Origin of the sequence: Candidatus Contendobacter odensis Run_B_J11 (genome assembly GCF_000531125.1) — a bacterium.
Lineage (GTDB): Bacteria > Pseudomonadota > Gammaproteobacteria > Competibacterales > Competibacteraceae > Contendibacter > Contendibacter odensensis.
Genome location: NZ_CBTK010000223.1, coordinates 12,628 through 33,664 on the forward strand (window position 1 = coordinate 12,628; position 21,037 = coordinate 33,664).

Sequence of the window (21,037 nt, forward strand, 5' to 3'; positions counted from 1 at the left end):
ACAGGTATGACAGCTTCATTGGCGAACGTCCTGATTCCGCTGCTTAGATTTTGCCCGCCTGCTGGGCGATGAAAGCGGTCTTGGCCGACAATTCCAGCGAGCAGGTCCATTTATAGGCGAGGTTAAGGCTGTTGGCGCAGGCGTAGACCCCATGGCCGCGTACCACGGCAATGGGATAGTCCGCCAGAATTTCGGCGACCATGCGGGGCGAACGGGCTTCATACTGATCGTAGGGAATCGTCAGCACCGGCACCCGGCTGAAATATAACTGGCCCTCAAAGTCAGCCGGCAAAAATTCTTCGTTGTCCATGGTCATCGCCACCGAATAGGGGCCGTGGCTATGCAGCACGGCGCAGATTTCGGGGTTAGACTGGTAGATGGCCAGATGCAGGCGAGCGTCCATCGAAGCACCCTTGCCAATGAATCCATCAAGGCGGCACTCAACCAGATCGCCGCTGCTGAGCGTGTCCGCGCAGCAGCCGGTCGGCGTGATCCAGAGAGAATCACTATCCCGCACCGAGGCGTTGCCGCTGTGAGAATCGTTGAGGCCATACTGGCGCAGCCAGTGGTAGTGTCGAACCAGATCGTCTTTGCTGTTCATGGTAGCGAATAATAAAGGAATGAGACTCAAGCGGGAACCCGCCGCGTCAGACCGTGCGGGCGAACCGGCCACTCGACCCGCTCCACTCCGGTCTTCAACCCGCCATCGGGATATAATTCAAACCAGCGATAACCGGGTGGCAATTCATCCGCCTCTGGCTCCAGCGCCCCCGGCTTGAATTGAATGCAAGTGGCCGGAGTCGCCAGCAGTTGAATCGTGCCCCGCCGGGCGGCGAATTCGCCATGGATATGCCCCCATACCACCGCCCGCACCTGGGGATAACGATCCACCACTGCAAACAGTGCTTCACCATTGCTGACCGTCATGGTGTCGAGCCAGACCGTGCCGACCGGTAGCGGGTTGTGATGCAGACAAACCAGGGTGTGTAATTCGGGGTGGAGGGCCAGCGCGGTATCGAGCAGCGCCAGCTCGCCGGGGGCCAGATGACCGCCGGGCGTACCGGGAAAGCTGGAATCCAGCAGCACGAACTGCCAGTGATCAGCGACCAAATACCGCTCCATCCGCACCGATCCGCCGCGCAGTACCCGCCCCATGATTCCGGGAAAATCGTGATTGCCTGGCAAGCAGTAAACCGGCACCCCCAGCGACTCCAGTATCTGCCGCAGCCGGATATACGCTTCCGGTTCATCGCCGACCAAATCACCGGTAGCGAGGATAAAATCAGCTTGGGGATGTTGCTCCCGGATTCGTGCCAGTACCGCGTTCAATCCTGCGTCCACGTCCACGCCCCACAAGCGACTGCCCGGTTGAGCCTTGAGATGGAGATCGGTGATCTGGATCACTCGAAGTGGGTTGGCAGTCGGCATCGGAACGGGCCTCGCGAGAGATAGATCGTTGTGAAATGGCTTGAGGTTTCTGGAGTCGAACGGTCGAGTTCTGTTTTTCAGCAATGAACGACTCTTCGACTGGCTCAAGATAGCTGAATGGCTGGATGGAGCGGAAATCCTGATACAGTAAGTCTTAGCATAGTGCTGTGGCAACGCATTCGATGACAACGCAGAGGACAGGACATGGCCAATCGGCGACGCGACGCAAAACATGATGGCGAGGAACCGGGGTGGGAAGAGCAAATCCCAGCTATTCCCAGCCTGGGCGAGGGCGATGGCGACCGCTGGTTCAAGGAGTTTCTGCATGACGATCTGGAAGATTGCGAACTGGAGTGTGATGGCGACATTGAAGCCATTCTCGATGAACTGGTCCACCTCAGCCCGGACTATCCCGTTACCCGCCGCCGCTGGGTGCTGCGCGCCTGGCTGAACGTGCGGCAGGAACGCAGCGAGCGCCACCTGCGCCAGAATCGCCAGTGGCGGTTATTGCCTCTTCTCGGCATTACCCTGCGTGGCCCGATTGCCGCAACCTTGCAACGGCAACTGGACAAGCTGGAGGTGGAAAAACCGCATCTCGACCGGCGTCCGCCCTTTGGCAACGCTGCCGCTATCGCCGCCGCTCTGGGTCTGGCCCCGCTGGAGCACGAGTTACTGCTACTGGTTGCCATGCTCCACCTTGATCCCATTCTGCACACCGCCCTCAAGCCACTGGGCGAATTCACTCGCCGGGGCGCCTGTGCGGCGCTGGCAGCGATGCTCGGCGCCCGCGCTGAGGCGGTACATCGCGCCTTGCTGCCAGCGGGTCTACTGGCCCGTGCCGGCCTGATTCGGGTGGATGACAGCAGCAACTACGACTTACGTGCCAAACTGGATCTGCTCGACCGCCTGCCACAGTTGCTCTTGGGCGAGCGCCTGGATACCGCTACCCTGTTCCAGCATTACATCACCCCGGCACGAGTCTCCTCGCTGACACCGGATGATTTCACCCATCTGGCCGAGGATTTTGACCTGGCCCGCCGCTTGCTGGCGCAGGCGACTGCAACCGGCGTCGCGGGCGTCAACATTCTGTTGTACGGCCCGCCCGGCACCGGCAAAACTGAAATGGCGCTGGCACTGGCCCAAGCTGCCGGTGTGGCGCTGCACACGGTACAGGCCAGCGATGAGGATGAAGACCCGCTCAACGCCCGCCAACGGCTGTCCCGCTACGGTCTGGCCCAGCACCTGCTGGCCCGGCGGCGCGAGTGCGCCTTGCTGTTCGACGAGGCCGGCGATGTACTCTCGGAAGGGGGCGAGATGGAATTGCCGTTTTTCTTCACCCGGCGCGAAAGCGGGGTTAACAAGGGTTGGCTGAACGGGGTGCTGGAGCAGAATCAGGTGCCGACGATCTGGATCATCAACCGGATTGACACCATTGATGAAGCCTTTCTGCGCCGTTTCGATCTGCATATCGCTTTGGATATTCCGCCCCGTCCCGTCCGTGAGCGGATCATTCGCCGTCATCTTGGCGAGTTGGCGGTGTCGCCGCGCTGGATCAGCGAGCGAGCGGAAAATCCCCACCTCAGCCCGGCGCTGGTACAAAAAGCGGCGCGGCTGGCACAACTGCTGCCGGAGGCGTTCGCTGAACAGGGCGAGGCGTTGCTGAACCGGATGCTCGATAACGCCTTGACCGCAACGCACTACGGCGAACCGCCCTTCCGGCCAGCGACCGTGGGCATCGCCGACGATTACGATCCCAGCCTGATCAATTGCGATTGCGATTTGCCGAATCTGGTCAAGGGTCTGTCTCGACAGGGCCAAGGCCGGATTTGCCTGTACGGACCTTCGGGAACCGGTAAGAGTGCCTTCGCCGCCTGGTTGGCGCGAACGCTGGATCGGCCTTTGTTGCTGCGCACCGCTTCTGATTTACTGAACTCGCTGGTCGGCGGCACCGAGGAGCGGATCGCCCGCATGTTTCAGGAAGCCCGCCACAGCAAAGCGGTATTGCTGATCGACGAAGCGGATTCCTTTCTGCGTGGCCGTCAGTACGCTCACCAGACTTGGGAAGTCACCCAGGTTAATGAATTGCTGGTGCGGATGGAGCAGTTCGACGGCATTTTGCTGTGCGCTACCAACCGGATTGACGATCTCGACGCGGCGGTACGGCGGCGCTTTGACATCAAGGCGCGGTTCTGGCCGCTGGCCGCCGAACAGGCTGAACACTGCTTTTGCCATGCGCTGAGTGAAGTCGGGACGCTGCCGGCGGAAGGTCTGTCCGATGAGCTGCTGACCCGGCTGTGGGCAGTGGGAGCGCTGACCTTGGGTGATTTCGCCACCGTCCGCCGTCGCGCCAGCCTGCTCGGCCAGACGTTGAGCGCTGAACTGCTGCTGATCGCGCTGACCGAAGAAGCGGCATTGCGGCGGCGGTTGGAGGAGTAAATCTAGGATTTTCGCTTTCCGTCATTCCCGCGTAGGCGGGAATCCAGTCAGCCGCTGAAAAGCCTGGATACCCGCTTTCGCGGGTATGACGAATTTACGGGTTTAGCGAAAGTCCTGAAATCATTATTCAGTCCCTTCTCAAAATTAAGGAGCCTGGAAGCGGGTCTTCAAGCCGGAATCGGGGAATTTCTCAAATTTTCCAAGGCTATTACTATTCAAATCAATATATTAGTTTTTATACAGCCTCTAACCAGCCTGCCTAAGCGAAGATCCTGAGCTGGATCGGGATCGACCGAACGCTACGGATCGAACAACGCCAGCGTGGCTTCGATCCGTTCCGCTCGCTGGCTGGCGCCAGGCGCGATGCGGCGTTGTTCGGCCACCCGTTCCTCACGGGTTTCGCGAGCGATGACTTCATACAGCACCGCCTGCTTGCCCTCGCCGCGCCGCAGAATCCGGCCCAGCCGCTGTACAAATTCCCGCGCCGAGGCGCTGCCGGACAGGATCACCCCAATCGAGGCATCCGGCACGTCCACTCCTTCATTGAGGACGTTGCTGGCAACGATGGCGGTGTAGGTACTGCTTTTGAAACCGTCGAGGATCACCTGCCGTTCCTTGATCACGGTCTGATGGGTCAGGCAGGGAATCAGAAAGCGTTGCGAAACTTCGTAGGCGGTGGCGTTATCTTCGGTGAAGATCACGGTTTTAGCGCCGGGATGGTTGGCGAGGATCAGGCCGAGTACCCGCATTTTAGCCGGGGTGGCGTGAGCAATACGGCGGGCGTCGCGGTGGGCGCGCATGGCGCGGCGACCTTCAACGCTGCGCGCCGACAGCATCACGAAGCGGTTCCAGCCGTCCAGCGTACTCAGCGATAGCCGATTCGCCTGTAAAAAGGCGTTGCGTTCGTCCAATGCCTGCTGATAAGCGGCGCGTTCCGCCGGGGACAGGTCAACATGAATGGGCCGCACCTGAAATTCCGCTAACACGCCGCCGGCCAGTTGTTCCGGGCGTTTGCGATAGACAATGGGACCGATCAGAGCGGGAAAATCGGCATCGCGGCCATCGCCACGTTCCGGGGTCGCGGTCAATCCCAGCCGGTACGGCGCCAGCGAAAATTCGGCGATGATCCGGTAGAACTCCGATGGCAGGTGATGCGCCTCGTCGAAGATCAGCAGGCCGAAACGGTCGCCCAGCCGTTCGATATGGCGGGCGGCGGAATCATAAGTCGCAATCGTCAGCGGTTGCGGTTCGTGGTAGCCGCCGCCGATTAGACCGATCTCGTTGTCGGGGAATGCCGCCCGCAACAGCGCGTACCACTGCTGCATCAAATCCAGCGTCGGCACCATAATCAGCCCGTCACGTCGCGCCCAGCACAGCGCCAGCAATCCGACCAGGGTTTTACCGGCCCCGGTCGGCAGCACCACCACGCCGCGCCCCTTGGCCGCTTGCCACGCCGCGAGCGCCTCCTGCTGATGCGGGTAGGGCGTCATCTCCAGCGCACAGACCAGTTCCCGGCGCTGATAACGCGGCGCCTTGTTGCGGGTGAGTTCACCTTTGAGCGGACCGATGATGTCGTTGTAGCAATTGGCCGGTGCCCGGTAGGCATCGACGCGGGGATCGTAGCAAAACCAGGTGTCCAGCCCGGCGGGCAGTTCAGCCACGCCTTCCAGCAGCAGCGTACCGCGATCAAAACGGAGCTGACGCCCGGTTTCATTGCGGTCGATCCGGTAAAGACCGGCGGTGTCCTTAGTACCGTGTTTCACGAAGAGCCTAATCCGGTTGGAAATGAATCATTGTTGCATATTTTCTCAAACTATAATCTCGGAGGCCGGGATGGCGGTGTGAACGGTTTTCAGCAAAGGCCATCATCAAAAAAATTAGCGATTGGCTGGGGCCGGCGTATCTTGATGCCCTTCCCTTGTCCAACTCGCTTGATGGTTGATTTGCATGATATAGAGCTAAAAGCTTAATTCCGCTCCTGATATGGCCGATTTGCCTCCATCCACGACATCCCCCGATGCGCCGATAGCCCGAAAAGCCGACGGGTGGCGATACTGGGGAATCCACCTCAGCCGCTTCAACCTGATGGGCGCCACCTTGATCGGCGGGTTCTGGATTCCGCTCCGGCTGGCCTTCCCGGCAGTGATCCAGTCACCCTGGGCCGATACCCTCTTCGACTACAGTATCCTGGTGTTGCTGCTGATCCCGCTGCTGGTCGCCGCGAGTGAGTTCAGACGCGCCCACCGGGGAATCATCTGGCCGCTGGCGCTGGGATTGGCCGCCCTGCCGCTGGTCAGCTTGGCCGAACCGACCCTGGGCAATACGGCCACGCTGCTTTATCTGGCCAAGCTCCCGCTGCTGCGCGGGTTCCGCGAAGCCTGGAAGCTGCGGCAACGTCTGGATGCATTGCATCCGGTAGCGGCTCGGCTTGGATCGGTTGGAGCGATGCTACCGCTGGTGATCCATCTGTTCGCCTGCGGCTGGGTCGGGCTGGGCAGCGGCTCCAGCGGCCCGCACCAAGACCTCTTGTTTGAATACGGACGAGCGGTGTACTGGACGATCACCACCTTGGCCACGGTTGGCTATGGCGACATCCACCCGCAAACCCTGCCGCAGATGATGTACGCCTGCCTGGCGATGATGGTGGGGGTCGGCTTCTTCGGCTTTATCCTGGGCAACGTGGCGACGCTGCTGTTTCGGATGGACGCCGAGCGGGAACGCTACCTGACCAAAGTGGATCGAGCTGAGGCGTTCATGCGCCATCACCAGATTCCCAAACCGTTGCGGGTCAAGGTTCGGGCTTATTACCGCTATCTGTGGGAGAGCCGCCACGGCTACGAGGATCGCACGGTGCTGGCGACCCTGCCCCCCATCCTCCGCGCCAAAATCGTCCTGGCCCTCCATGCGGAACTTATCGACCGAGTGCCGTTTTTTCGCGGGGCCGAGCGGCGGTCGGTAGAGGCCATTGTGTTGGCCTTCAAACCCCGGGTGGCGGTGCCCGGCGAAATCCTGTTCCGGGCCGGCGAACCCGCTGATGCGCTGTATGTGATCCAACGCGGTGCGGTGGATATTCTCACCGCGACCGGCGCGGTGATCGCGACGCTGCACAGTGGGGATTTTTTCGGCGAGATGGCGCTGCTGGATCACGCTCCGCGCAACGCCACCGTTCGGGCCACCGATTATTGCGACTTGTTCGTGCTCGCCCGGGAGGCGTTCGATCCTATTCTGGATCGCTATCCCGATTTCGCCCGCCATATCCGGGCCATCGCCGCCGCACGAAACCCCCAACGTCCACCTGGCCCGACTCCCGACCCAACTCCCGCCGCCTGAGCGCGCTTCTCTCCTGCGTCATCCCGTCGCGGAAGTCGCCTTTTTGAGTCCGTCGAGCCGCACTCGAACAGTTGCGCCATACCAGCCGGTTTCCAGCCGCTGATCTTCGCTAGCCGCCAGCGATAACGCGGCTTGATAGCAGCTCTCCGCCTCGCCCAGGGCTGCGGTCGCCAGCGCGGAAAACGGTGCAGAAAGGTCGGTAAACAACGGACCGTAATCGTTATCCACTACCGGCAAGCCCAGCGCCGCCCGCGCCCGATTCAGCGCCCAATCGCCCAGTAGCAACGGAGTTTCAAAGCGGTTGGAATCCAGCGGATGCTGGGATAGCGCGGCCTCCATTTCCGCCCAATAACCCGCCAGCGTCAACACTCGTAATGCTTCTTCGCGTGCGCCTTCGGTCGTTGCCGCCAGCACCGCCAAGGCTATTTCAACCGGCGCGGGTTCGGAAGCAGCGCAGAAAGCGTCCATAGCCCGCCGTGCCCGCCACGACAGCAACCGTGCGCGCTGGACCAGTTGCCGCTCCAAAATCGGAACCGGGCGCAGATCGGCGAGAGTTTCTGTCAGCCGTTCCAGTTCAGCAGGATCGCGGCGGCGGAAAGCGACGCGACACAGCGCCCAAAGATGGGTTGCTGCGGTCAAACGGGGATGCTCGTCGCGCCAACCGGCCCAGGCACGGGAATGCCAGTCCCCGGCGGCGGAAAAATCGCCCCGGCGGTAGGCCAACTCGCCTTCCAGAAAATCCAGCAGCGCCGTCCATGGTTGGCGGATGTCGGCCAGATAGCGCCGGCCCTGGTCCAGTAGCGCGCGACAAAAACGGGCTGGTTTACGCTCCAGGCTGATATGAACGATGGCGATCAGGGCGGCGAAGACATCGGCGGGATCAGCAGTGGCGGCCCGTTCGCCAGCAGCTTGCAGCAAGGCCGCCAGCGCCAGATCGTCTTCACCAGCCTGCCGCAGGCTGTAGCCTTCCCACAGCAGCGCCCGGGTTCGCTCGCCGGTCAGATTCAGCGCTCCGGCCAGTTCCACCGCTTGGCGTTCCAATCGGGCAGCGGCGTGGTAATGACCATCGTCACGGGCTTGACGGGCTTGGGTGCGCAGTTGCGCGAGTACCCGCCGGTCGGAAGTCATACCGGGAGCCTGCCTGGGAATCAATGCAGCAGCGAGAACATCCGCCGCCGGTAGGTGATGACCAGCGGATCTTCATTACCGAGCATCTCGAACATCGCAATCAGACCCTTGCGCCCGGCGCCCTCCTCAAACTGGGGATTGCGGCGCAGGATGTCCATGAATTGCTCCAGAGCCGCTTCGTAATCGCCGGCCAGCACATAGCGGGCGGCCAGTTGCCGGCGCGCGGCGTAATCATCCGGCGTGGCGCGGACCTGAACCTCCAGTGTGGCCAAATCTGGAGCGCCCTGCGCCAGATCGGAAAATTGCAAGCGCGCCAATAGACCGCTGGCCGGTTGGCGACCCTGATCTTCCGCCGGCAGGCTTTGCAGCAGCACCCGCGCTTTCTCGCCGCGATCCAGTTGTAACAGTTTTTCGGCCAGCGCGATTTTCAGTTCAACGCTGTCCGGCTCCTGTTTCAGCGCCTCGCCCAGCAGTTCAACCGCCTGTTTCTGGCGGCCCTGCTGCCACAGCGTTTCTACCTGCTCCAGAATCAGATCACCGGGTTTGGCGAGGAGCTGATCGATCAGCGCACGGTAGGCTGCTTCCGGCTGTACGCCCACCAGTTGTTCCACGATCTGCCCCTGCCACACCACCATCACCGTTGGCAGGCTGCGAACCTGGAAATGGGCAGCCAGCGCCTGCTCGGTCTCGGCGTTGACCTTGGCGAGAATGATGCCGCCCCGGTATTCCTGCGCCAGCTTGGTCAGCAGCGGAGTGAGGGTTTTACAGGGCTGACACCAGTCGGCCCAGAAATCCACCAGCACCGGCGCTCGCTGGGAATTCTCTACCACCACCGAGGCGAAATTGTGTTGATTGACTTCAAAAACGTAGGGGGAATCAGTCATCTTCAAGTATCCGCAAGGAAGCCGCGCCGGGCGGCAGCAAAATTTCGGCAATGGTTTGGAAGTAAGGGCGCAGGCCGGGATTTCAACGGCAGGATCGAAACGACCGCCCAGCAGCGGTCGTCTGGATCAGCGCTCGAGGTATTGCAGTTTGTCGGGCTTGCCGTCCCAATCTGCGGCGTCAGGCGGTGCATCTTTCTTGGTGGTGATCACCGGCCATTGCTTGGAGAGATCGGTGTTGAGCGCCAGGAAGTGTTGCTGGTCGGCGGGTAGGTCATCTTCGGAAAAAATGGCATGGACCGGGCACTCCGGCTCACACAGGGTGCAGTCAATGCATTCGTCGGGATCGATGACCAGGAAATTCGGTCCTTCGTGGAAGCAATCCACCGGGCAGACTTCCACACAATCGGTGTATTTGCACTTGATGCAGTTCTCGGTCACGATAAAAGTCATGGGCAATCCCCAAAAAGGCCGGTCATGAAGGGGCGTTATCTTAACCGCGATCCAGCGACTTGAGCACTATTCTGACGTGTTCCCCTTCCCGCCGCTCAGTAGCGATCTCAGGTCGGCGAACGGGTTATGGGTGGCGCCGCCCGATTTTCGGTCCGCACGATCCATCCCGCCCCGCGCTGCCGCCGCTTCTTCATAGCGCTGATGTTCGTTATCGTGGCAGTAGAGACACAGCAATTCCCAGTTGCTGCCGTCCGGCGGGTTATAGTCATGGTCATGATTGCGATGGTGGACGGTGAGTTCCTGCAGGTTCTGACGGTTGAACTCGCGGGTGCAACGCCCGCAAAGCCACGGATAGAGTTTTAGCGCCTGCTCGCGGTAGTCGCGTTCGCGCTTTTCCCGGCTCTGCCGGGCGGCAGCAACGGTTTGATCCAGTTTGCTGCCGCCGGATGAGGGAGTTTTGGGTTTGATCGGCATCTTGGTTCATTCCACGGTGACGGATTTAGCCAGGTTGCGCGGCTGATCCACGTCGGTGCCTTTGAGAATGGCGACGTGATAAGCCAGCAATTGCAGCGGCACGGTAAACACAATCGGGGCGATGGATTCAGGCACCGCGCCCAGCGACAATACATGGGTGCTGACGCCGCTAAGATGGGTGTCCACCTCGCGGTCGGCGAACAGGAACAGCTCGCCGCCGCGCGCCCGCACTTCCTGAAGATTGGACAACACCTTTTCCAGCAACCCATCCTTCGGCAACACGCAGACCACCGGCATATCGGCATCCACCAGCGCCAGCGGCCCGTGCTTAAGTTCACCAGCGGGATAGGCTTCGGCGTGGATATAGGAAATTTCCTTGAGCTTGAGCGCCCCTTCCATCGCTATCGGATATTGCGGGCCGCGCCCCAGAAATAGCGCGTGATGCTTCTCGGCAAAATGTTCAGCCAGCCGCTCGATGGCGCTGTCCAGCACCAGCGCCTCCTCCAGCACCCGTGGCAACCGTTCCAGATCCCGCACCTGCGCCGCCAGATCACTCTCGCTCAAACCGCGCCGCCGACCCAAGGCCAGCGCCAGCAAGCGCAACGCCACCAGTTGGGTAGTGAACGCCTTGGTGGACGCCACCCCGATTTCGCGACCGGCACGGGTCAGCAAAGTCAGCGCCGATTCGCGCACCAGCGAGCTTTCGGCGACGTTGCAAATGGTCAGAGTAGACAGATAGCCGCGTGCCCCGGTCGCCCGCAACGCCGCCAGGGTGTCGGCGGTTTCGCCCGACTGGGAGATGCTGACGAACAGGGTGCCCAGTGGCGTCACTCCGCGCCGGTAGCGGTATTCGCTGGCGACCTCGACGGTGCAGGGGATGCCCAGGTTTTCCAGCCAGTAGCGGGCGACCAGCCCGGCGTGATAGCTGGTACCGCAGGCGACGATGTGGACGCCCTGCACCTGATCGAATACCGCATTCGCTTCCGGTCCGAAGCTGTCTTCCAGCAATCGGCCCTGATGCACTCGCCCTTCCAGCGTTTCGGCGACCACTGCCGGCTGCTCGAAAATTTCCTTGAGCATGAAATGGCGGTAACTGCCCTTGCCGGCGGCGGCGCCCATCTGGCCGGAATAAGACAGCTTCCGTTCGACCGGCTGGCCGCTGCGGTCGTAAATGGCGAAGCGCTCGCGCTGGATCTCGGCAATATCGCCTTCTTCCAGGAACACAAAGGTTTGGGTCACCGGTGCCAGTGCGAACACATCCGAGGCGATAAAATGCTCGCCGATGCCAATGCCCAGCACCAGCGGACTGCCGGCCCTGGCCGCGATCAGTCGTTCCGGGTCTTCGCGGCAAATGACGCCAAGACTGTAGGCACCGGTCAGTTGCGCCACGCTTTGCCGCACTGCCGCCAGCAGATCAACGCCGTTGTTTCGCAATTGCTGATCGATCAGATGCGCGACCACCTCGGTATCGGTATCGGACTCGAAGCGATAACCGGCGGCGATCAAGCTGGCCTTGAGTTCCTGATAATTCTCAATAATGCCGTTATGCACCACCGCCACCGAGTCATTGCTGAGATGCGGATGGGCGTTACGCTCGCATGGCTCGCCGTGGGTAGCCCAGCGGGTGTGGGCGATGCCGAGCGGTCCGCGCACCGGTTCCTGCTGCAAACGCTCCGCCAGCGCCTGCACCTTGCCGACGGTGCGTAGCCGGTGCAAGCGGTCATCGCGACTGTCCAGAGTGACGATGCCTGCTGAGTCGTAGCCGCGATATTCCAGCCGCCGCAGACCTTCGAGCAGGATGGGAGTGACGTTGCGTTCAGCGATGGCGCCCACGATTCCGCACATGACGATACCCAACCGGTTAGTTTAGTAAGAGAAGTATGGAGGAAAATCAGGCGGCAATCAGTCTTCAGCCGGCAGACCAGCACCGCCGAGGTGCCCGGTCAGCGTTTGCAGATAGGCGCGGAACCGATCCCCGAGTTCGGGATGGCGTAGACCGTATTCAACCGTTGCCACCAGATAGCCGAGCTTACTGCCGCAATCATGACGCCGCCCGGAAAACTCATAGGCCAGCACCTGTTCTTCGTTTAGCAGCGCGGCGATGCCGTCAGTCAACTGGATTTCGTTACCGGCCCCGCGCGGGGTGTTTTCCAGCAGATCGAAGATGCGCGAAGTCAGGATGTAGCGGCCCACTACCGCCAGATTGGAAGGTGCGTTCTCCGGCTTCGGTTTCTCGACGATGCCGTCTACATTGCTGAGTCGGGTGGCGAACGGCAGCGGATGAACGATGCCATATTTTTGGGTCTCCGACTTCGGCACCCGTTCCACGCCCAGAATCGAGCATTGGTACTTGTTGAAATAACGGGTCATCTGGCTCAGCGCCCCGCCTTCGCTGGGGTCTTCCTCGATCAGATCATCGGCCAGAATTACTGCAAACGGTTCGTTGCCGACCACTGGCCGGGCGCACAACACCGCATGACCCAGCCCCAGCGCCTCGGCCTGCCGGACGTAGACGCATTCCACCTTGGGCGGCACGATATTGCGCACGATCTCCAGCAGATCCGCCTTGCCACGGGTTTCCAGCTCGACTTCCAGTTCGTAGGCTTTATCGAAATGGTCGGCAATAGCATTTTTGGTGCGGCCAATGATAAAAATCAGGGTTTCCACTCCCGCCGCCACCGCCTCCTCAACCCCATATTGAATCAATGGCTTATCCACGATGGGCAACATTTCCTTGGGACTGGCCTTGGTCGCCGGCAAGAACCGTGTTCCAAGACCGGCTACCGGGAATACCGCTTTGCGCACTTGCCGTTTCACTGAGTTCACCTCGCTGATAATGAGCATGTTGTTTCTGGATGGGACTGGTTTTGCATTGTCTGGCAACGGGATGAACCGGACAAGGGCTAATCCGCTGCTGTTGCTGCGGAGTGAGCGGTGCAATGCGCAGTTTGAATCAGGTCTAAACTATCCCACAGTCAGCGAAAGCCCTGTCAACCCTCAGCGATGCTCTCCTCCATGCCCACATCCATTGCCCCAACCACCGTACCCCTTCCCTCACGGGAACATCTGGAAGCCCTGGTCGCTGACATTCTGACCGAGGCGCGTGCGCAAGGCGCTACCGCCGCCGAAGCCGCCGTCAGCTTTGGCAGCGCCCTGTCGGTCACGGTGCGACTGGGCGAAGTTGAAACGCTGGAACATCACCGCCAGCGCGGTTTGGCGGTCACGGTCTATTTTGGCCAGAGCCGGGGTTCGGCCAGCACGGGTGACTGGCGACCGGACGCGATCGGTGAAACCGTGCGCAGCGCGTGCGCCATCGCCCGTTATACCGCTGCCGATCCCTATGCCGGGCTGGCCGATCCGGATCGGCTGGCGCGAGAAATTCCCGATCTCGATCTCTATCATCCTTGGGCATTGACCGCCGAGGACGCCATTGAACAGGCCCACGAGTGCGAAGCAGCGGCGCTGGCGCTGGACCCGCGCATCCGCAACTCGGAAGGGGGCAGTGTTGCTACCCATACTGGCTTGTCGCTTTACGGCAACTCGCACGGCTTTTGCGACGGTTATCCCACCACTCGCCATTCACTGAGTTGCTCGGTGATCGCCCAGGACGACAGCGGGATGCAGCGCAATCATTGGTACAGCGGGGCGCGGGATCGCGTCGATTTGGAAACGCCGCTTGCAGTCGGACAAAAAGCGGCGCAACGCGCCCTGCGACGCTTGGGCAGCCGCCGACTGGCCACCCGGCAGGTTCCGGTCCTGTTTGCGCCAGAACTGGCGCGAGGTCTGATCGGCCACTTCATCGCGGCGATTCGCGGCGGGGCGCTGTATCGCAAGGCTTCGTTCCTGCTGGATCGACTGGGTACGGCGGTGTTCCCGGAGTTTGTGAACATTGATGAACGACCGCACCTGTTGAAAGCGCTGTCCAGCGCCCCGTTCGATGGCGAGGGCGTGGCGACCGCAGATCGCGCTGTGGTCAGCGGCGGCGTGTTGCAGGGCTATGTGCTGGACAGTTATTCCGCGCGACGGTTGGGGATGCAGACCACTGGTAACGCCGGCGGTACGCACAATTTGATCGTCGAGGCGGGGCCATTGGGGCATGAGGAATTGATACGGCAACTGGATCGCGGGCTGTGGGTGACGGAGTTGCTCGGCCACGGGGTCAATCCGGTGACCGGCGATTATTCGCGGGGAGCGTCAGGGTTCTGGGTGGAGCACGGCCAGATTCAATATCCGGTGCATGAAATCACTATCGCGGGCAATCTGGCCGACATGTTTCAGGGCATCGTGGCGGTGGGGAACGATGTGGACGCGCGCGGCGGCATTCGTTGCGGTTCGTTGCTGCTGGAACGGATGACGGTGGCGGGAGAGTAGCGGACGTTTTTCGGATCCGCCCGTTAAGCTTTGCGCAGCAGGAAGTAGAACCGGCCCGCCTCTTCACGCACTTCCAGCAGGGTATGGCCCATCTGCTGGCTGAAGACCTGGAAATCCCGAACCGATTCGGGATCGGTGGCGGTGATCTGCAACACTTGGCCGCTGTGCAGCCCAGCGAGGGCTTTTTTGGCTTTGAGAATTGGCAGCGGACAGTTCAGCCCGGAGGTATCAAGTTCGGCGTCAATCGGGGTCATGGGATTTTGATCAGCAGGCGGTGGGTAGCAAAATTTGCTTCTGTTGGACGGTGACACATCCTCGCAGAAGCGCGACATCGAATGCGATCCGGTGGCAAAACATCATGCTTCGATAGTCAGCCAGTTTTCGACCAGGAGTCCCGGTACGCGGGAAACCTCACGCACATTATCAGTAACCAGCGTCAGCCCCAGTGATCGGGCGTGAGCGGCAATCAGCAAATCGTTGGGGCCTATCGGTGTGCCTGCGCGTTCCAGCATATGGCGAATATCAGCATAATGCTCCTCAACCGGCGGCTCCATCGGGAATATCGCTATCTGTCCCAGCACCAAATCTACATGCTGCCTCAAGCGTTGCGATCCGCTTTTAGTGGCGCCAAAGCGGATTTCACAGGCAACGATGATACTTATGCCGATTTGTTCAACTCCAACCGCTGCGATGTGCTGCATGACCCGTCCGCCGGGATGCCGGGCAAGGTCAGAGACGATGTTGGTATCCAACAGGTAGCGCGGGCTGTTCATAGCTGGATGTTGTCCAGCGGTAGCAATCCTTCATCCACATCAGGGAAATCCTCCTCGATGGGTTCCCACGACGCCAGCAGTTCCAGCAAGCCCATCTTTTTTTTCACCGGCTCCATGATCAGGCGATCACCGTCCCGGTAGAGGATGACTTCATCGCCCGGCAATTCAAATTCGCGTGGGATACGCACAGCCTGATTGCGACCATTGCGGAACAGGCGGGCGCGGCGTTCGCTAGCGGGAGTCAGTGTAGACATGGCAGCATCTCCTGTTTTTGCATAGGCAAAAGCATAGGCCATGGGTGAAATTGCGTCAAATACACTGTTGGAGGATAGACTGATCGCAATAGGCAACCTAGGTGGAGTGGCTGTGTCGAATGCGTATGAAGTAGCGAAAACGGTGGGCGCGCCTCATCACGGATGGTTGGAAAAACAGCGTCAGTTGCCGACGGCGAAATTATTGAAATCAATCCGCTCCCTTGAAAAGCAAATTGCACAGCACCGTCAATGGATTGACAATCCATACCTAAAGATTCCGGCGGATATACCAACTGAAGAAGTAGAGTATTTGGTGACTACCAAATGGCCGAATGATATTGCGCGTCAGCGTCAGCATATCGAAATTATTCGAGGAGTTCTCCATGAGCGAAACATTAGCGAAGCGTGATGCCGCGTTGGCGGTATTGGAAGAAGTTTTGTTAGCTGCCCGAAAGGCGGCGATTCAGGCCCAGAAGAAAGAGTTGGAAGATCGTTTTCAGTCTGGCTTGAAAGCGGCGTATTATGACATTCTGACGGTGGCGCTAGAACAAGCGGATCTTTTTGAGTTGGACCCCGTTGAATTTGGTTTGGCCGACTTTGATCCTGACTCGTTGCTGGGCGCTCCCCGCAAAGCAGCGTGACCTTTTTATCTATGCGCTCCTGGAAATTCCATGGCCGACCATTACGACGATTACAGCCGCGAAGAACTGATCCGCGAATTGCGCCAGCGCGACCGGCGACCTCATTTTGGTCTGGTCTGGGAGCGCAAAGAGATTGAACACGAGAAAGCGGTTAATGAGGATTTCGTCGCCCTGGATTTTGACGCTGATTTGTCGTGCGGTGCTGTGCCTTATCGTAATCTGATCATTGAGGGTGATAATTTTGACGCTGTTCGTTATTTGCGGATGACTCATGCTGGACAGGTGAAGTGCATCTACATTGACCCGCCTTACAATACCGGCAACCGGGATTTTATCTACAACGACCGCTTTATAGATAAGGAAGACGCCTACCGGCATTCCAAATGGCTGGAATTTATGTATCGGCGGCTGGAATTGGCGAAAGAGTTATTGGCCGAGGATGGGGTGATCTTTGTTTCAATTGGTGAGGATGAGGTTTTTCATCTTGCACTTCTTATGGATCATACTTTTGGGGAAGAAAATCGCATTGGGACATTGATCTGGAAAACACGGCATAGTGCGGATAGTCGCAATCTGACAGGAGTATCAATAGACCACGAATATGTTTTATGTTTCGGCACAAAATTAAAAGGCGTACCGATTGATGAAAATAAATTTTCTAATCCAGATAACGACTCTCGTGGGCCTTGGCGTAGTGCAGATATGACCGGCTTGGCTACAAAAGAACAGCGGCCTAATCTTCATTATGAATTGCTCAACCCTAACAATAATATAATCTATCCTTGTCCGAATAAAGGCTGGCGCTATGAACCAAAAACCATGCAGCGGCTTATAGAAGAAAAACGAGTTATTTGGCCTTCGATCCGATCTGGTCGGCCTCGCCTAAAGAAATTTTTAGGCGAGTTATCTACAAATAGAAAAGGTTTTTCTACTCTACTTGATGTTGCACTGACATCAGAGGGAACAAAGGAATTAGGTGAACTGGGTTTAGGGGATAGGTTTTATTTTCCAAAACCTACAGGCTTAATCCAGCAGCTTATCGAACAAAATACCAATGCTGGCGATTTAGTACTAGATTTCTTCGCCGGTTCCGGCACCACAGCCCACGCGGTGATGAAACTGAATCAGAAAGACGGCGGTCAGCGACGCTTTATTCTGGTATCCAGCACCGAGGCCACCACTGACGCGCCAGACAAAAATCTCTGCCGTGACGTATGCGCTGAACGGGTGCGGCGGGTAATGCAAGGCTACACCAATAAGAAAGGTGAAGCAGTAGCAGGCTTGGGTGGCGATTTCGCCTATCTCCGCGCTCACCGGCTTCCCGCTGAAACTCTGTTTAGCCAAATCCAGCACCAACAAATCTGGACGGCGCTGCAACTCATTCACAATAGCACACTGTCTACATTCGACGATAATGTGCTTATCCAATCTGTCACTATTGAAAATGGCGCGATGTTGTATGTGCTGAAACTCAATGAAACCACACTGGCGGAGGTCATCAAAATAATTGAAGAACAGGGTTCCACCGTGGTGTATTCGTGGCAACCGGCGTTGCTACATCAATATATCGAAGACGAGCGCGCCAGCTTTCAGCCCATTCCGCAAGCTCTGATTAACCGTTTTGGCGCGGGGAGCAAGCCGTGAGTATCATTCCCCCCAAACGCTATCAAAGCGAAGTAGTCAATAAGACGCTGGAGATTTTTCGTTACGCCGAAAGCCAGCTTCAGGCCGCAGCGGACGAAGACAGCCGCCGCACCGCCAGTGCTTTTAATGGTTGCGTACTGCTGGAAGCACCCACTGGTGCAGGCAAAACTTTAATGGCGGCTCTGATTGCCGAACGATTCGCCCAGCCCGATCACCGCCATAACGCCAAAATCGTCTGGTTCTGGTTTACCCCATTCGCCGGCTTGGTTGAACAGGCCAAAAGCGCATTGAAAAAGGATTTCGCCGGGTTGCGGATACGCGATTTGACCTGTGATCGCGTGGCCTATTCCGCTGCCAGTGGCGATGTATTCGTCACCACTTGGCAATCGGTGGCCGCGCGCAATGCTGACACCCGCAAACTGCGCACCAGTGGCGACACCTCCTTATCACTGGATGAATTCATTCCCGAATTGCGGCAGGCGGACTTTCGGATTGGCGTCGTCGTAGACGAAGCACACCATGGCTTTACCAAAGCGGCTGAAGCGGTGCGTTTTTACCGCGAAATCATGCGCCCGGATTTTACTCTGCTGATTACCGCAACACCTGACGATGCGGATGTGAACAAATTCAAGCAGGCGGCGGGACTGGCTACCCTGCATCGTCAGTCCGTCTCGCGCCGCGACGCAGTGGATGCGGGTCTCATCAAGGCTGGCATCAAGTCCATTGCCTATCTGGCCCCGGACGATCAAAAGACGCTGGTGGATTTGCCGGCTACCGCATTGGAAGACGGTTGGCGCACTCATAACGCGATTAAAACTCAATTAGCCGCTTTAGGTGTACGCATGACGCCGCTGATGCTGGTGCAAGTCGGCAACAGTGGCAAAACTGGCACTACTGCTATTGAGGATGCCAAAACTCGCCTGTTAGCGCTGGACGTACCAGAAGAAGCAATAGCCTGGTATACGGCGGACGATCCAAACGATGATTTACTCGCTGTCGCCCGCGATGAAAGCAAGCAAGTTCTCATCTTCAAAATGGCCGTAGCATTAGGTTTTGACGCGCCCCGCGCTTTTACCTTGGTGTCGCTGCGCGGCGCCAAAGATACTGACTTCGGTATTCAGGTCGTCGGGCGCATTTTGCGGGTGCATCCAAAGTTGCAGGCTCGTGCAGCGAGCAAAACACTGCCAGAGTCGTTGCGCTTTGGTTATGTCTATCTGGCGGATGCTGAAAATCAAACCGGCCTGACTCACGCGGGCGAGAAGATCAATTCCATCCAGACGCAATTATCCGGCATTAGCCCCTACACAATAGTGGTAAAAATCGCCGGACAAAATGAAGTGCAAGTCGTGCAAAACGGCCAGACTTCCCTACTGTCACGGCCTTATACGCCAACTGTTTGGCAACAGCCAGGACAAGTTACTGAGTCCGAGCTAAAATCTGTTCAGGAAGAAATCCAATCAAGTAGTACAACACCCTTGCTGTTATGGCCGGAACTGTTGACACCATCCGGTATTAAATCGCGCCAACAATCCAAGGTTTCTCCAGAACGCTTGCCCGCACCCGGCTATACCTTTTATCCATTACGCGAAAATTCACCACGCCAGTTTCAAATCGAACGCTTGCCATTAACCACTGATGAACTGCTGAAATGCATCGGGGCGCGAGTCAATTTGAGCGCCGAGGTACTTAATGCGGGTTTGCGTAGAAGCGTAAGAATCACCCGCAGAACCGTTACCGACATCTTTGCCGATCATGAAGCCATGGTGGACACCGTGCAGGCTAAACTGTCCAGCGCTGAAATCATCCGCCGGGCGCAAAGAGTATTGACCGATCCAGGATTTATCGATCCATGCGATCTGCACGGCGTATTACTGGCTAGACTGCGAACCGAATACAACGAGCATCAGGGCATCGGTTTTAACGAAGAAAAACTCGCCCGCGCCTTGAACCTGATTTTGGCGACCTACCTGCATCTGGTGCGAATAGCGGCGCGGACTTGCGCAGCACAATTCAAGGAAGTGGTGGACGCCGCCGTATTGCCGCCACAGATGGAACAGTTAGCGAATGCACCGCGCTCACCGCTAAATCTCTATGGAGTCATGCCCCCTGATTTGAATGAGCCGGAGCGCAAATTCGCCGAATTGATCGACGCCGATACCTCGGGAACGGTACTGTGGTGGCATCGCAATGAGCCGCGCAAGCCATGGTCTATCGGTATCGTATTGCCAAATGGTGAGCGCTATTTCCCTGACTTTGCGGTAGGTGTGAATGGACGTACTCGCAGCGCAGGAGTGCTGCTGGTAGAAACCAAAGGCGGACATCTTCTGAACAGTGATGAAACCTTGGAGAAAATCGCCGCCGCCCATAAGAGCTATGGCTCACCTGTAATGCTCAAGCGGCGCGATGATGGGAGTTTCTGGATTGTGCGCTATATCGAAAGCAGGAACCGCATTGAGGAAGATCAAGCCTTTCGCGTGGAAAATATGGCGCAGTATTGAGTGAAAATTACTTTGAGAAGCGAGGTAAAACCATGCAGGCTATTCGCCAAATTTACGACGATGCACCGAATACCATTCCCATTCCCGAAGCCTTCCGTCATCGTAGAATTGAAGTTTTGCTTATTGTAGAAGAAGAAACTTCATCGCCGCACGGGTTGAAATCGCTTTTGGCGGATATGCCAAATGTTGGTGACGATACCGATTTTTCCCGTCAGCGTGACTTTGGAAGACAGGAAGTGATATGGGATTCCTGATCGACACCAACATTCTGGCCGAACTACGCAAGCGCGAACGCAGCAATCCCGGCGTCTATCACTGGTATGCCGGAGTAAAAGATTCCGAAATTTATATCTCCGTTATTGTCTTGGGTGAGATTCGTCGAGGAGTAGAGCTGCTGCGCCGCCGAGATCAAGTTGCTGCGGAAAGTCTGGATGCTTGGCTAAACCGTCTGCGACATTCGCTAGATAACCGATTATTGCCGGTTACGGAGGCAATAACCGACTGTTGGGGTCGGTTAGGCGTCCCAAACCCTATCCCGATCGCCGATGGTTTATTGGCTGCTACTGCATTAATTCATAACCTTACTTTGGTGACTCGTGATACCTGTGATGTAGAACGCACTGGAGTGCGTTTGCTCAATCCCTTCTCGTAATTCATCGTTTCGTAGAAGTTTCTCCCAGCAGATTACAGCGCAAGCGCTGTGTTGCCCTGCGTATGACGGAATTC

At 58.1% G+C, this 21,037-nt stretch carries 21 protein-coding genes; 9 read left to right on the forward strand and 12 right to left on the reverse strand.

Annotation, left to right across the window (positions count from 1 at the left end; translation table 11 throughout):
* Nucleotides 1-43: 43 nt before the first annotated feature.
* Nucleotides 44-631, reverse strand: a complete 588-nt coding sequence (locus BN874_RS12930; RefSeq protein WP_320411473.1) for a class II aldolase/adducin family protein — start codon at nt 629-631, stop codon at nt 44-46.
* Nucleotides 628-1,428 carry a 3',5'-cyclic-AMP phosphodiesterase gene (gene cpdA, locus BN874_RS12935; protein WP_034434078.1) on the reverse strand — a complete coding sequence of 267 codons (801 nt, stop codon included), beginning with the start codon at nt 1,426-1,428 and terminating at the stop codon, nt 628-630. Before cpdA ends, BN874_RS12930 begins: the two co-directional genes overlap by 4 nt.
* A gap of 204 nt (nt 1,429-1,632) precedes the next feature.
* Between cpdA and BN874_RS12940 the strand changes: the two genes are divergently transcribed.
* Nucleotides 1,633-3,864, forward strand: coding sequence for an AAA family ATPase (locus tag BN874_RS12940; protein WP_051497815.1), 2,232 nt, complete (start codon nt 1,633-1,635; stop codon nt 3,862-3,864).
* Nucleotides 3,865-4,163: 299 nt separating this feature from the next.
* Here BN874_RS12940 and BN874_RS12945 read toward each other — a convergent pair whose 3' ends face one another.
* Nucleotides 4,164-5,627: a DEAD/DEAH box helicase family protein gene (locus BN874_RS12945; RefSeq protein WP_230314430.1), complete on the reverse strand. Its 1,464-nt coding sequence runs from the start codon at nt 5,625-5,627 to the stop codon at nt 4,164-4,166.
* A 220-nt stretch (nt 5,628-5,847) separates the two neighbouring features.
* Between BN874_RS12945 and BN874_RS12950 the strand changes: the two genes are divergently transcribed.
* Complete coding sequence (locus BN874_RS12950; RefSeq protein ID WP_081756379.1) at nt 5,848-7,194, forward strand: cyclic nucleotide-gated ion channel; 1,347 nt, start codon at nt 5,848-5,850, stop codon at nt 7,192-7,194.
* An 18-nt stretch (nt 7,195-7,212) separates the two neighbouring features.
* Here BN874_RS12950 and BN874_RS12955 read toward each other — a convergent pair whose 3' ends face one another.
* The 6 genes from BN874_RS12955 to galU form a co-directional block, all read right to left on the reverse strand.
* On the reverse strand, nt 7,213-8,322 hold the full coding sequence (locus BN874_RS12955) for an ATP-binding protein (RefSeq protein ID WP_034434082.1): 1,110 nt from the start codon (nt 8,320-8,322) through the stop codon (nt 7,213-7,215).
* Between the two features lie 20 nt (nt 8,323-8,342).
* Nucleotides 8,343-9,206, reverse strand: coding sequence for a thioredoxin (trxA, locus tag BN874_RS12960; protein WP_034434083.1), 864 nt, complete (start codon nt 9,204-9,206; stop codon nt 8,343-8,345).
* A 126-nt stretch (nt 9,207-9,332) separates the two neighbouring features.
* Nucleotides 9,333-9,656, reverse strand: coding sequence for a ferredoxin FdxA (gene fdxA, locus BN874_RS12965; RefSeq protein WP_034434084.1), 324 nt, complete (start codon nt 9,654-9,656; stop codon nt 9,333-9,335).
* A gap of 66 nt (nt 9,657-9,722) precedes the next feature.
* The gene (locus tag BN874_RS12970; protein ID WP_051497816.1) at nt 9,723-10,130 is read right to left on the reverse strand and encodes a YajD family HNH nuclease; all 408 of its coding nucleotides are present in this window, start codon (nt 10,128-10,130) and stop codon (nt 9,723-9,725) included.
* Nucleotides 10,131-10,136: 6 nt separating this feature from the next.
* Entirely contained in the window at nt 10,137-11,975 is a 1,839-nt protein-coding gene (gene glmS / locus BN874_RS12975; protein ID WP_034434087.1) for a glutamine--fructose-6-phosphate transaminase (isomerizing), read from the reverse strand.
* Nucleotides 11,976-12,032: 57 nt separating this feature from the next.
* On the reverse strand, nt 12,033-12,974 hold the full coding sequence (galU, locus tag BN874_RS12980) for a UTP--glucose-1-phosphate uridylyltransferase GalU (RefSeq protein ID WP_230314431.1): 942 nt from the start codon (nt 12,972-12,974) through the stop codon (nt 12,033-12,035).
* A gap of 171 nt (nt 12,975-13,145) precedes the next feature.
* Here galU and pmbA point away from each other — a divergent pair, with 171 nt between their 5' ends.
* The gene (gene pmbA, locus BN874_RS12985; RefSeq protein ID WP_195912188.1) at nt 13,146-14,501 is read left to right on the forward strand and encodes a metalloprotease PmbA; all 1,356 of its coding nucleotides are present in this window, start codon (nt 13,146-13,148) and stop codon (nt 14,499-14,501) included.
* Nucleotides 14,502-14,524: 23 nt separating this feature from the next.
* Here the strand turns inward: pmbA and BN874_RS12990 are convergent, their stop codons facing one another.
* The 3 genes from BN874_RS12990 to BN874_RS13000 form a co-directional block, all read right to left on the reverse strand.
* Nucleotides 14,525-14,755: a sulfurtransferase TusA family protein gene (locus tag BN874_RS12990; protein WP_034434088.1), complete on the reverse strand. Its 231-nt coding sequence runs from the start codon at nt 14,753-14,755 to the stop codon at nt 14,525-14,527.
* Between the two features lie 102 nt (nt 14,756-14,857).
* Entirely contained in the window at nt 14,858-15,274 is a 417-nt protein-coding gene (locus BN874_RS12995; protein WP_034434090.1) for a type II toxin-antitoxin system VapC family toxin, read from the reverse strand.
* Entirely contained in the window at nt 15,271-15,528 is a 258-nt protein-coding gene (locus BN874_RS13000) for an AbrB/MazE/SpoVT family DNA-binding domain-containing protein (protein ID WP_034434091.1), read from the reverse strand. The genes BN874_RS12995 and BN874_RS13000 overlap by 4 nt, the downstream gene beginning before the upstream one ends.
* A gap of 40 nt (nt 15,529-15,568) precedes the next feature.
* Here BN874_RS13000 and BN874_RS13005 point away from each other — a divergent pair, with 40 nt between their 5' ends.
* Genes BN874_RS13005 through BN874_RS13030 form a run of 6 tightly spaced genes read left to right on the forward strand, consistent with a single transcriptional unit; the run spans nt 15,569 to nt 20,963 of the window.
* Nucleotides 15,569-15,937: a hypothetical protein gene (locus tag BN874_RS13005; RefSeq protein WP_034434093.1), complete on the forward strand. Its 369-nt coding sequence runs from the start codon at nt 15,569-15,571 to the stop codon at nt 15,935-15,937.
* The gene (locus BN874_RS13010; RefSeq protein WP_051497817.1) at nt 15,912-16,169 is read left to right on the forward strand and encodes a hypothetical protein; all 258 of its coding nucleotides are present in this window, start codon (nt 15,912-15,914) and stop codon (nt 16,167-16,169) included. The genes BN874_RS13005 and BN874_RS13010 overlap by 26 nt, the downstream gene beginning before the upstream one ends.
* Before the next feature lie 30 nt (nt 16,170-16,199).
* Nucleotides 16,200-17,813 carry a site-specific DNA-methyltransferase gene (locus BN874_RS13015; RefSeq protein WP_034434094.1) on the forward strand — a complete coding sequence of 538 codons (1,614 nt, stop codon included), beginning with the start codon at nt 16,200-16,202 and terminating at the stop codon, nt 17,811-17,813.
* Nucleotides 17,810-20,311, forward strand: coding sequence for a DEAD/DEAH box helicase (locus BN874_RS13020; RefSeq protein ID WP_034434097.1), 2,502 nt, complete (start codon nt 17,810-17,812; stop codon nt 20,309-20,311). Before BN874_RS13015 ends, BN874_RS13020 begins: the two co-directional genes overlap by 4 nt.
* Nucleotides 20,308-20,565 (forward strand): hypothetical protein, encoded by a 258-nt coding sequence (locus tag BN874_RS13025; protein ID WP_154724925.1) that lies wholly within the window; start codon nt 20,308-20,310, stop codon nt 20,563-20,565. The genes BN874_RS13020 and BN874_RS13025 overlap by 4 nt, the downstream gene beginning before the upstream one ends.
* Nucleotides 20,553-20,963 (forward strand): type II toxin-antitoxin system VapC family toxin, encoded by a 411-nt coding sequence (locus BN874_RS13030; protein WP_034434102.1) that lies wholly within the window; start codon nt 20,553-20,555, stop codon nt 20,961-20,963. The genes BN874_RS13025 and BN874_RS13030 overlap by 13 nt, the downstream gene beginning before the upstream one ends.
* The last annotated feature ends 74 nt before the right edge of the window (nt 20,964-21,037 follow it).

What these genes read in the sequence shown, in the direction of transcription:
- BN874_RS13015 (WP_034434094.1), top strand. Translation starts at nt 16,200, where the DNA reads ATGGCCGACCATTACGACGATTACAGCCGCGAAGAACTGATCCGCGAA.
- BN874_RS13030 (WP_034434102.1), top strand. Translation starts at nt 20,553, where the DNA reads ATGGGATTCCTGATCGACACCAACATTCTGGCCGAACTACGCAAGCGC.
- glmS (WP_034434087.1), bottom strand. Translation starts at nt 11,975, where the DNA reads ATGTGCGGAATCGTGGGCGCCATCGCTGAACGCAACGTCACTCCCATC.
- BN874_RS12940 (WP_051497815.1), top strand. Translation starts at nt 1,633, where the DNA reads ATGGCCAATCGGCGACGCGACGCAAAACATGATGGCGAGGAACCGGGG.
- BN874_RS13010 (WP_051497817.1), top strand. Translation starts at nt 15,912, where the DNA reads ATGAGCGAAACATTAGCGAAGCGTGATGCCGCGTTGGCGGTATTGGAA.
- BN874_RS13005 (WP_034434093.1), top strand. Translation starts at nt 15,569, where the DNA reads ATGGGTGAAATTGCGTCAAATACACTGTTGGAGGATAGACTGATCGCA.
- trxA (WP_034434083.1), bottom strand. Translation starts at nt 9,206, where the DNA reads ATGACTGATTCCCCCTACGTTTTTGAAGTCAATCAACACAATTTCGCC.
- BN874_RS12955 (WP_034434082.1), bottom strand. Translation starts at nt 8,322, where the DNA reads ATGACTTCCGACCGGCGGGTACTCGCGCAACTGCGCACCCAAGCCCGT.
- cpdA (WP_034434078.1), bottom strand. Translation starts at nt 1,428, where the DNA reads ATGCCGACTGCCAACCCACTTCGAGTGATCCAGATCACCGATCTCCAT.
- BN874_RS12995 (WP_034434090.1), bottom strand. Translation starts at nt 15,274, where the DNA reads ATGAACAGCCCGCGCTACCTGTTGGATACCAACATCGTCTCTGACCTT.
- BN874_RS12970 (WP_051497816.1), bottom strand. Translation starts at nt 10,130, where the DNA reads ATGCCGATCAAACCCAAAACTCCCTCATCCGGCGGCAGCAAACTGGAT.
- pmbA (WP_195912188.1), top strand. Translation starts at nt 13,146, where the DNA reads ATGCCCACATCCATTGCCCCAACCACCGTACCCCTTCCCTCACGGGAA.
- BN874_RS13000 (WP_034434091.1), bottom strand. Translation starts at nt 15,528, where the DNA reads ATGTCTACACTGACTCCCGCTAGCGAACGCCGCGCCCGCCTGTTCCGC.
- BN874_RS12990 (WP_034434088.1), bottom strand. Translation starts at nt 14,755, where the DNA reads ATGACCCCGATTGACGCCGAACTTGATACCTCCGGGCTGAACTGTCCG.
- galU (WP_230314431.1), bottom strand. Translation starts at nt 12,974, where the DNA reads ATGCTCATTATCAGCGAGGTGAACTCAGTGAAACGGCAAGTGCGCAAA.
- BN874_RS12950 (WP_081756379.1), top strand. Translation starts at nt 5,848, where the DNA reads ATGGCCGATTTGCCTCCATCCACGACATCCCCCGATGCGCCGATAGCC.
- fdxA (WP_034434084.1), bottom strand. Translation starts at nt 9,656, where the DNA reads ATGACTTTTATCGTGACCGAGAACTGCATCAAGTGCAAATACACCGAT.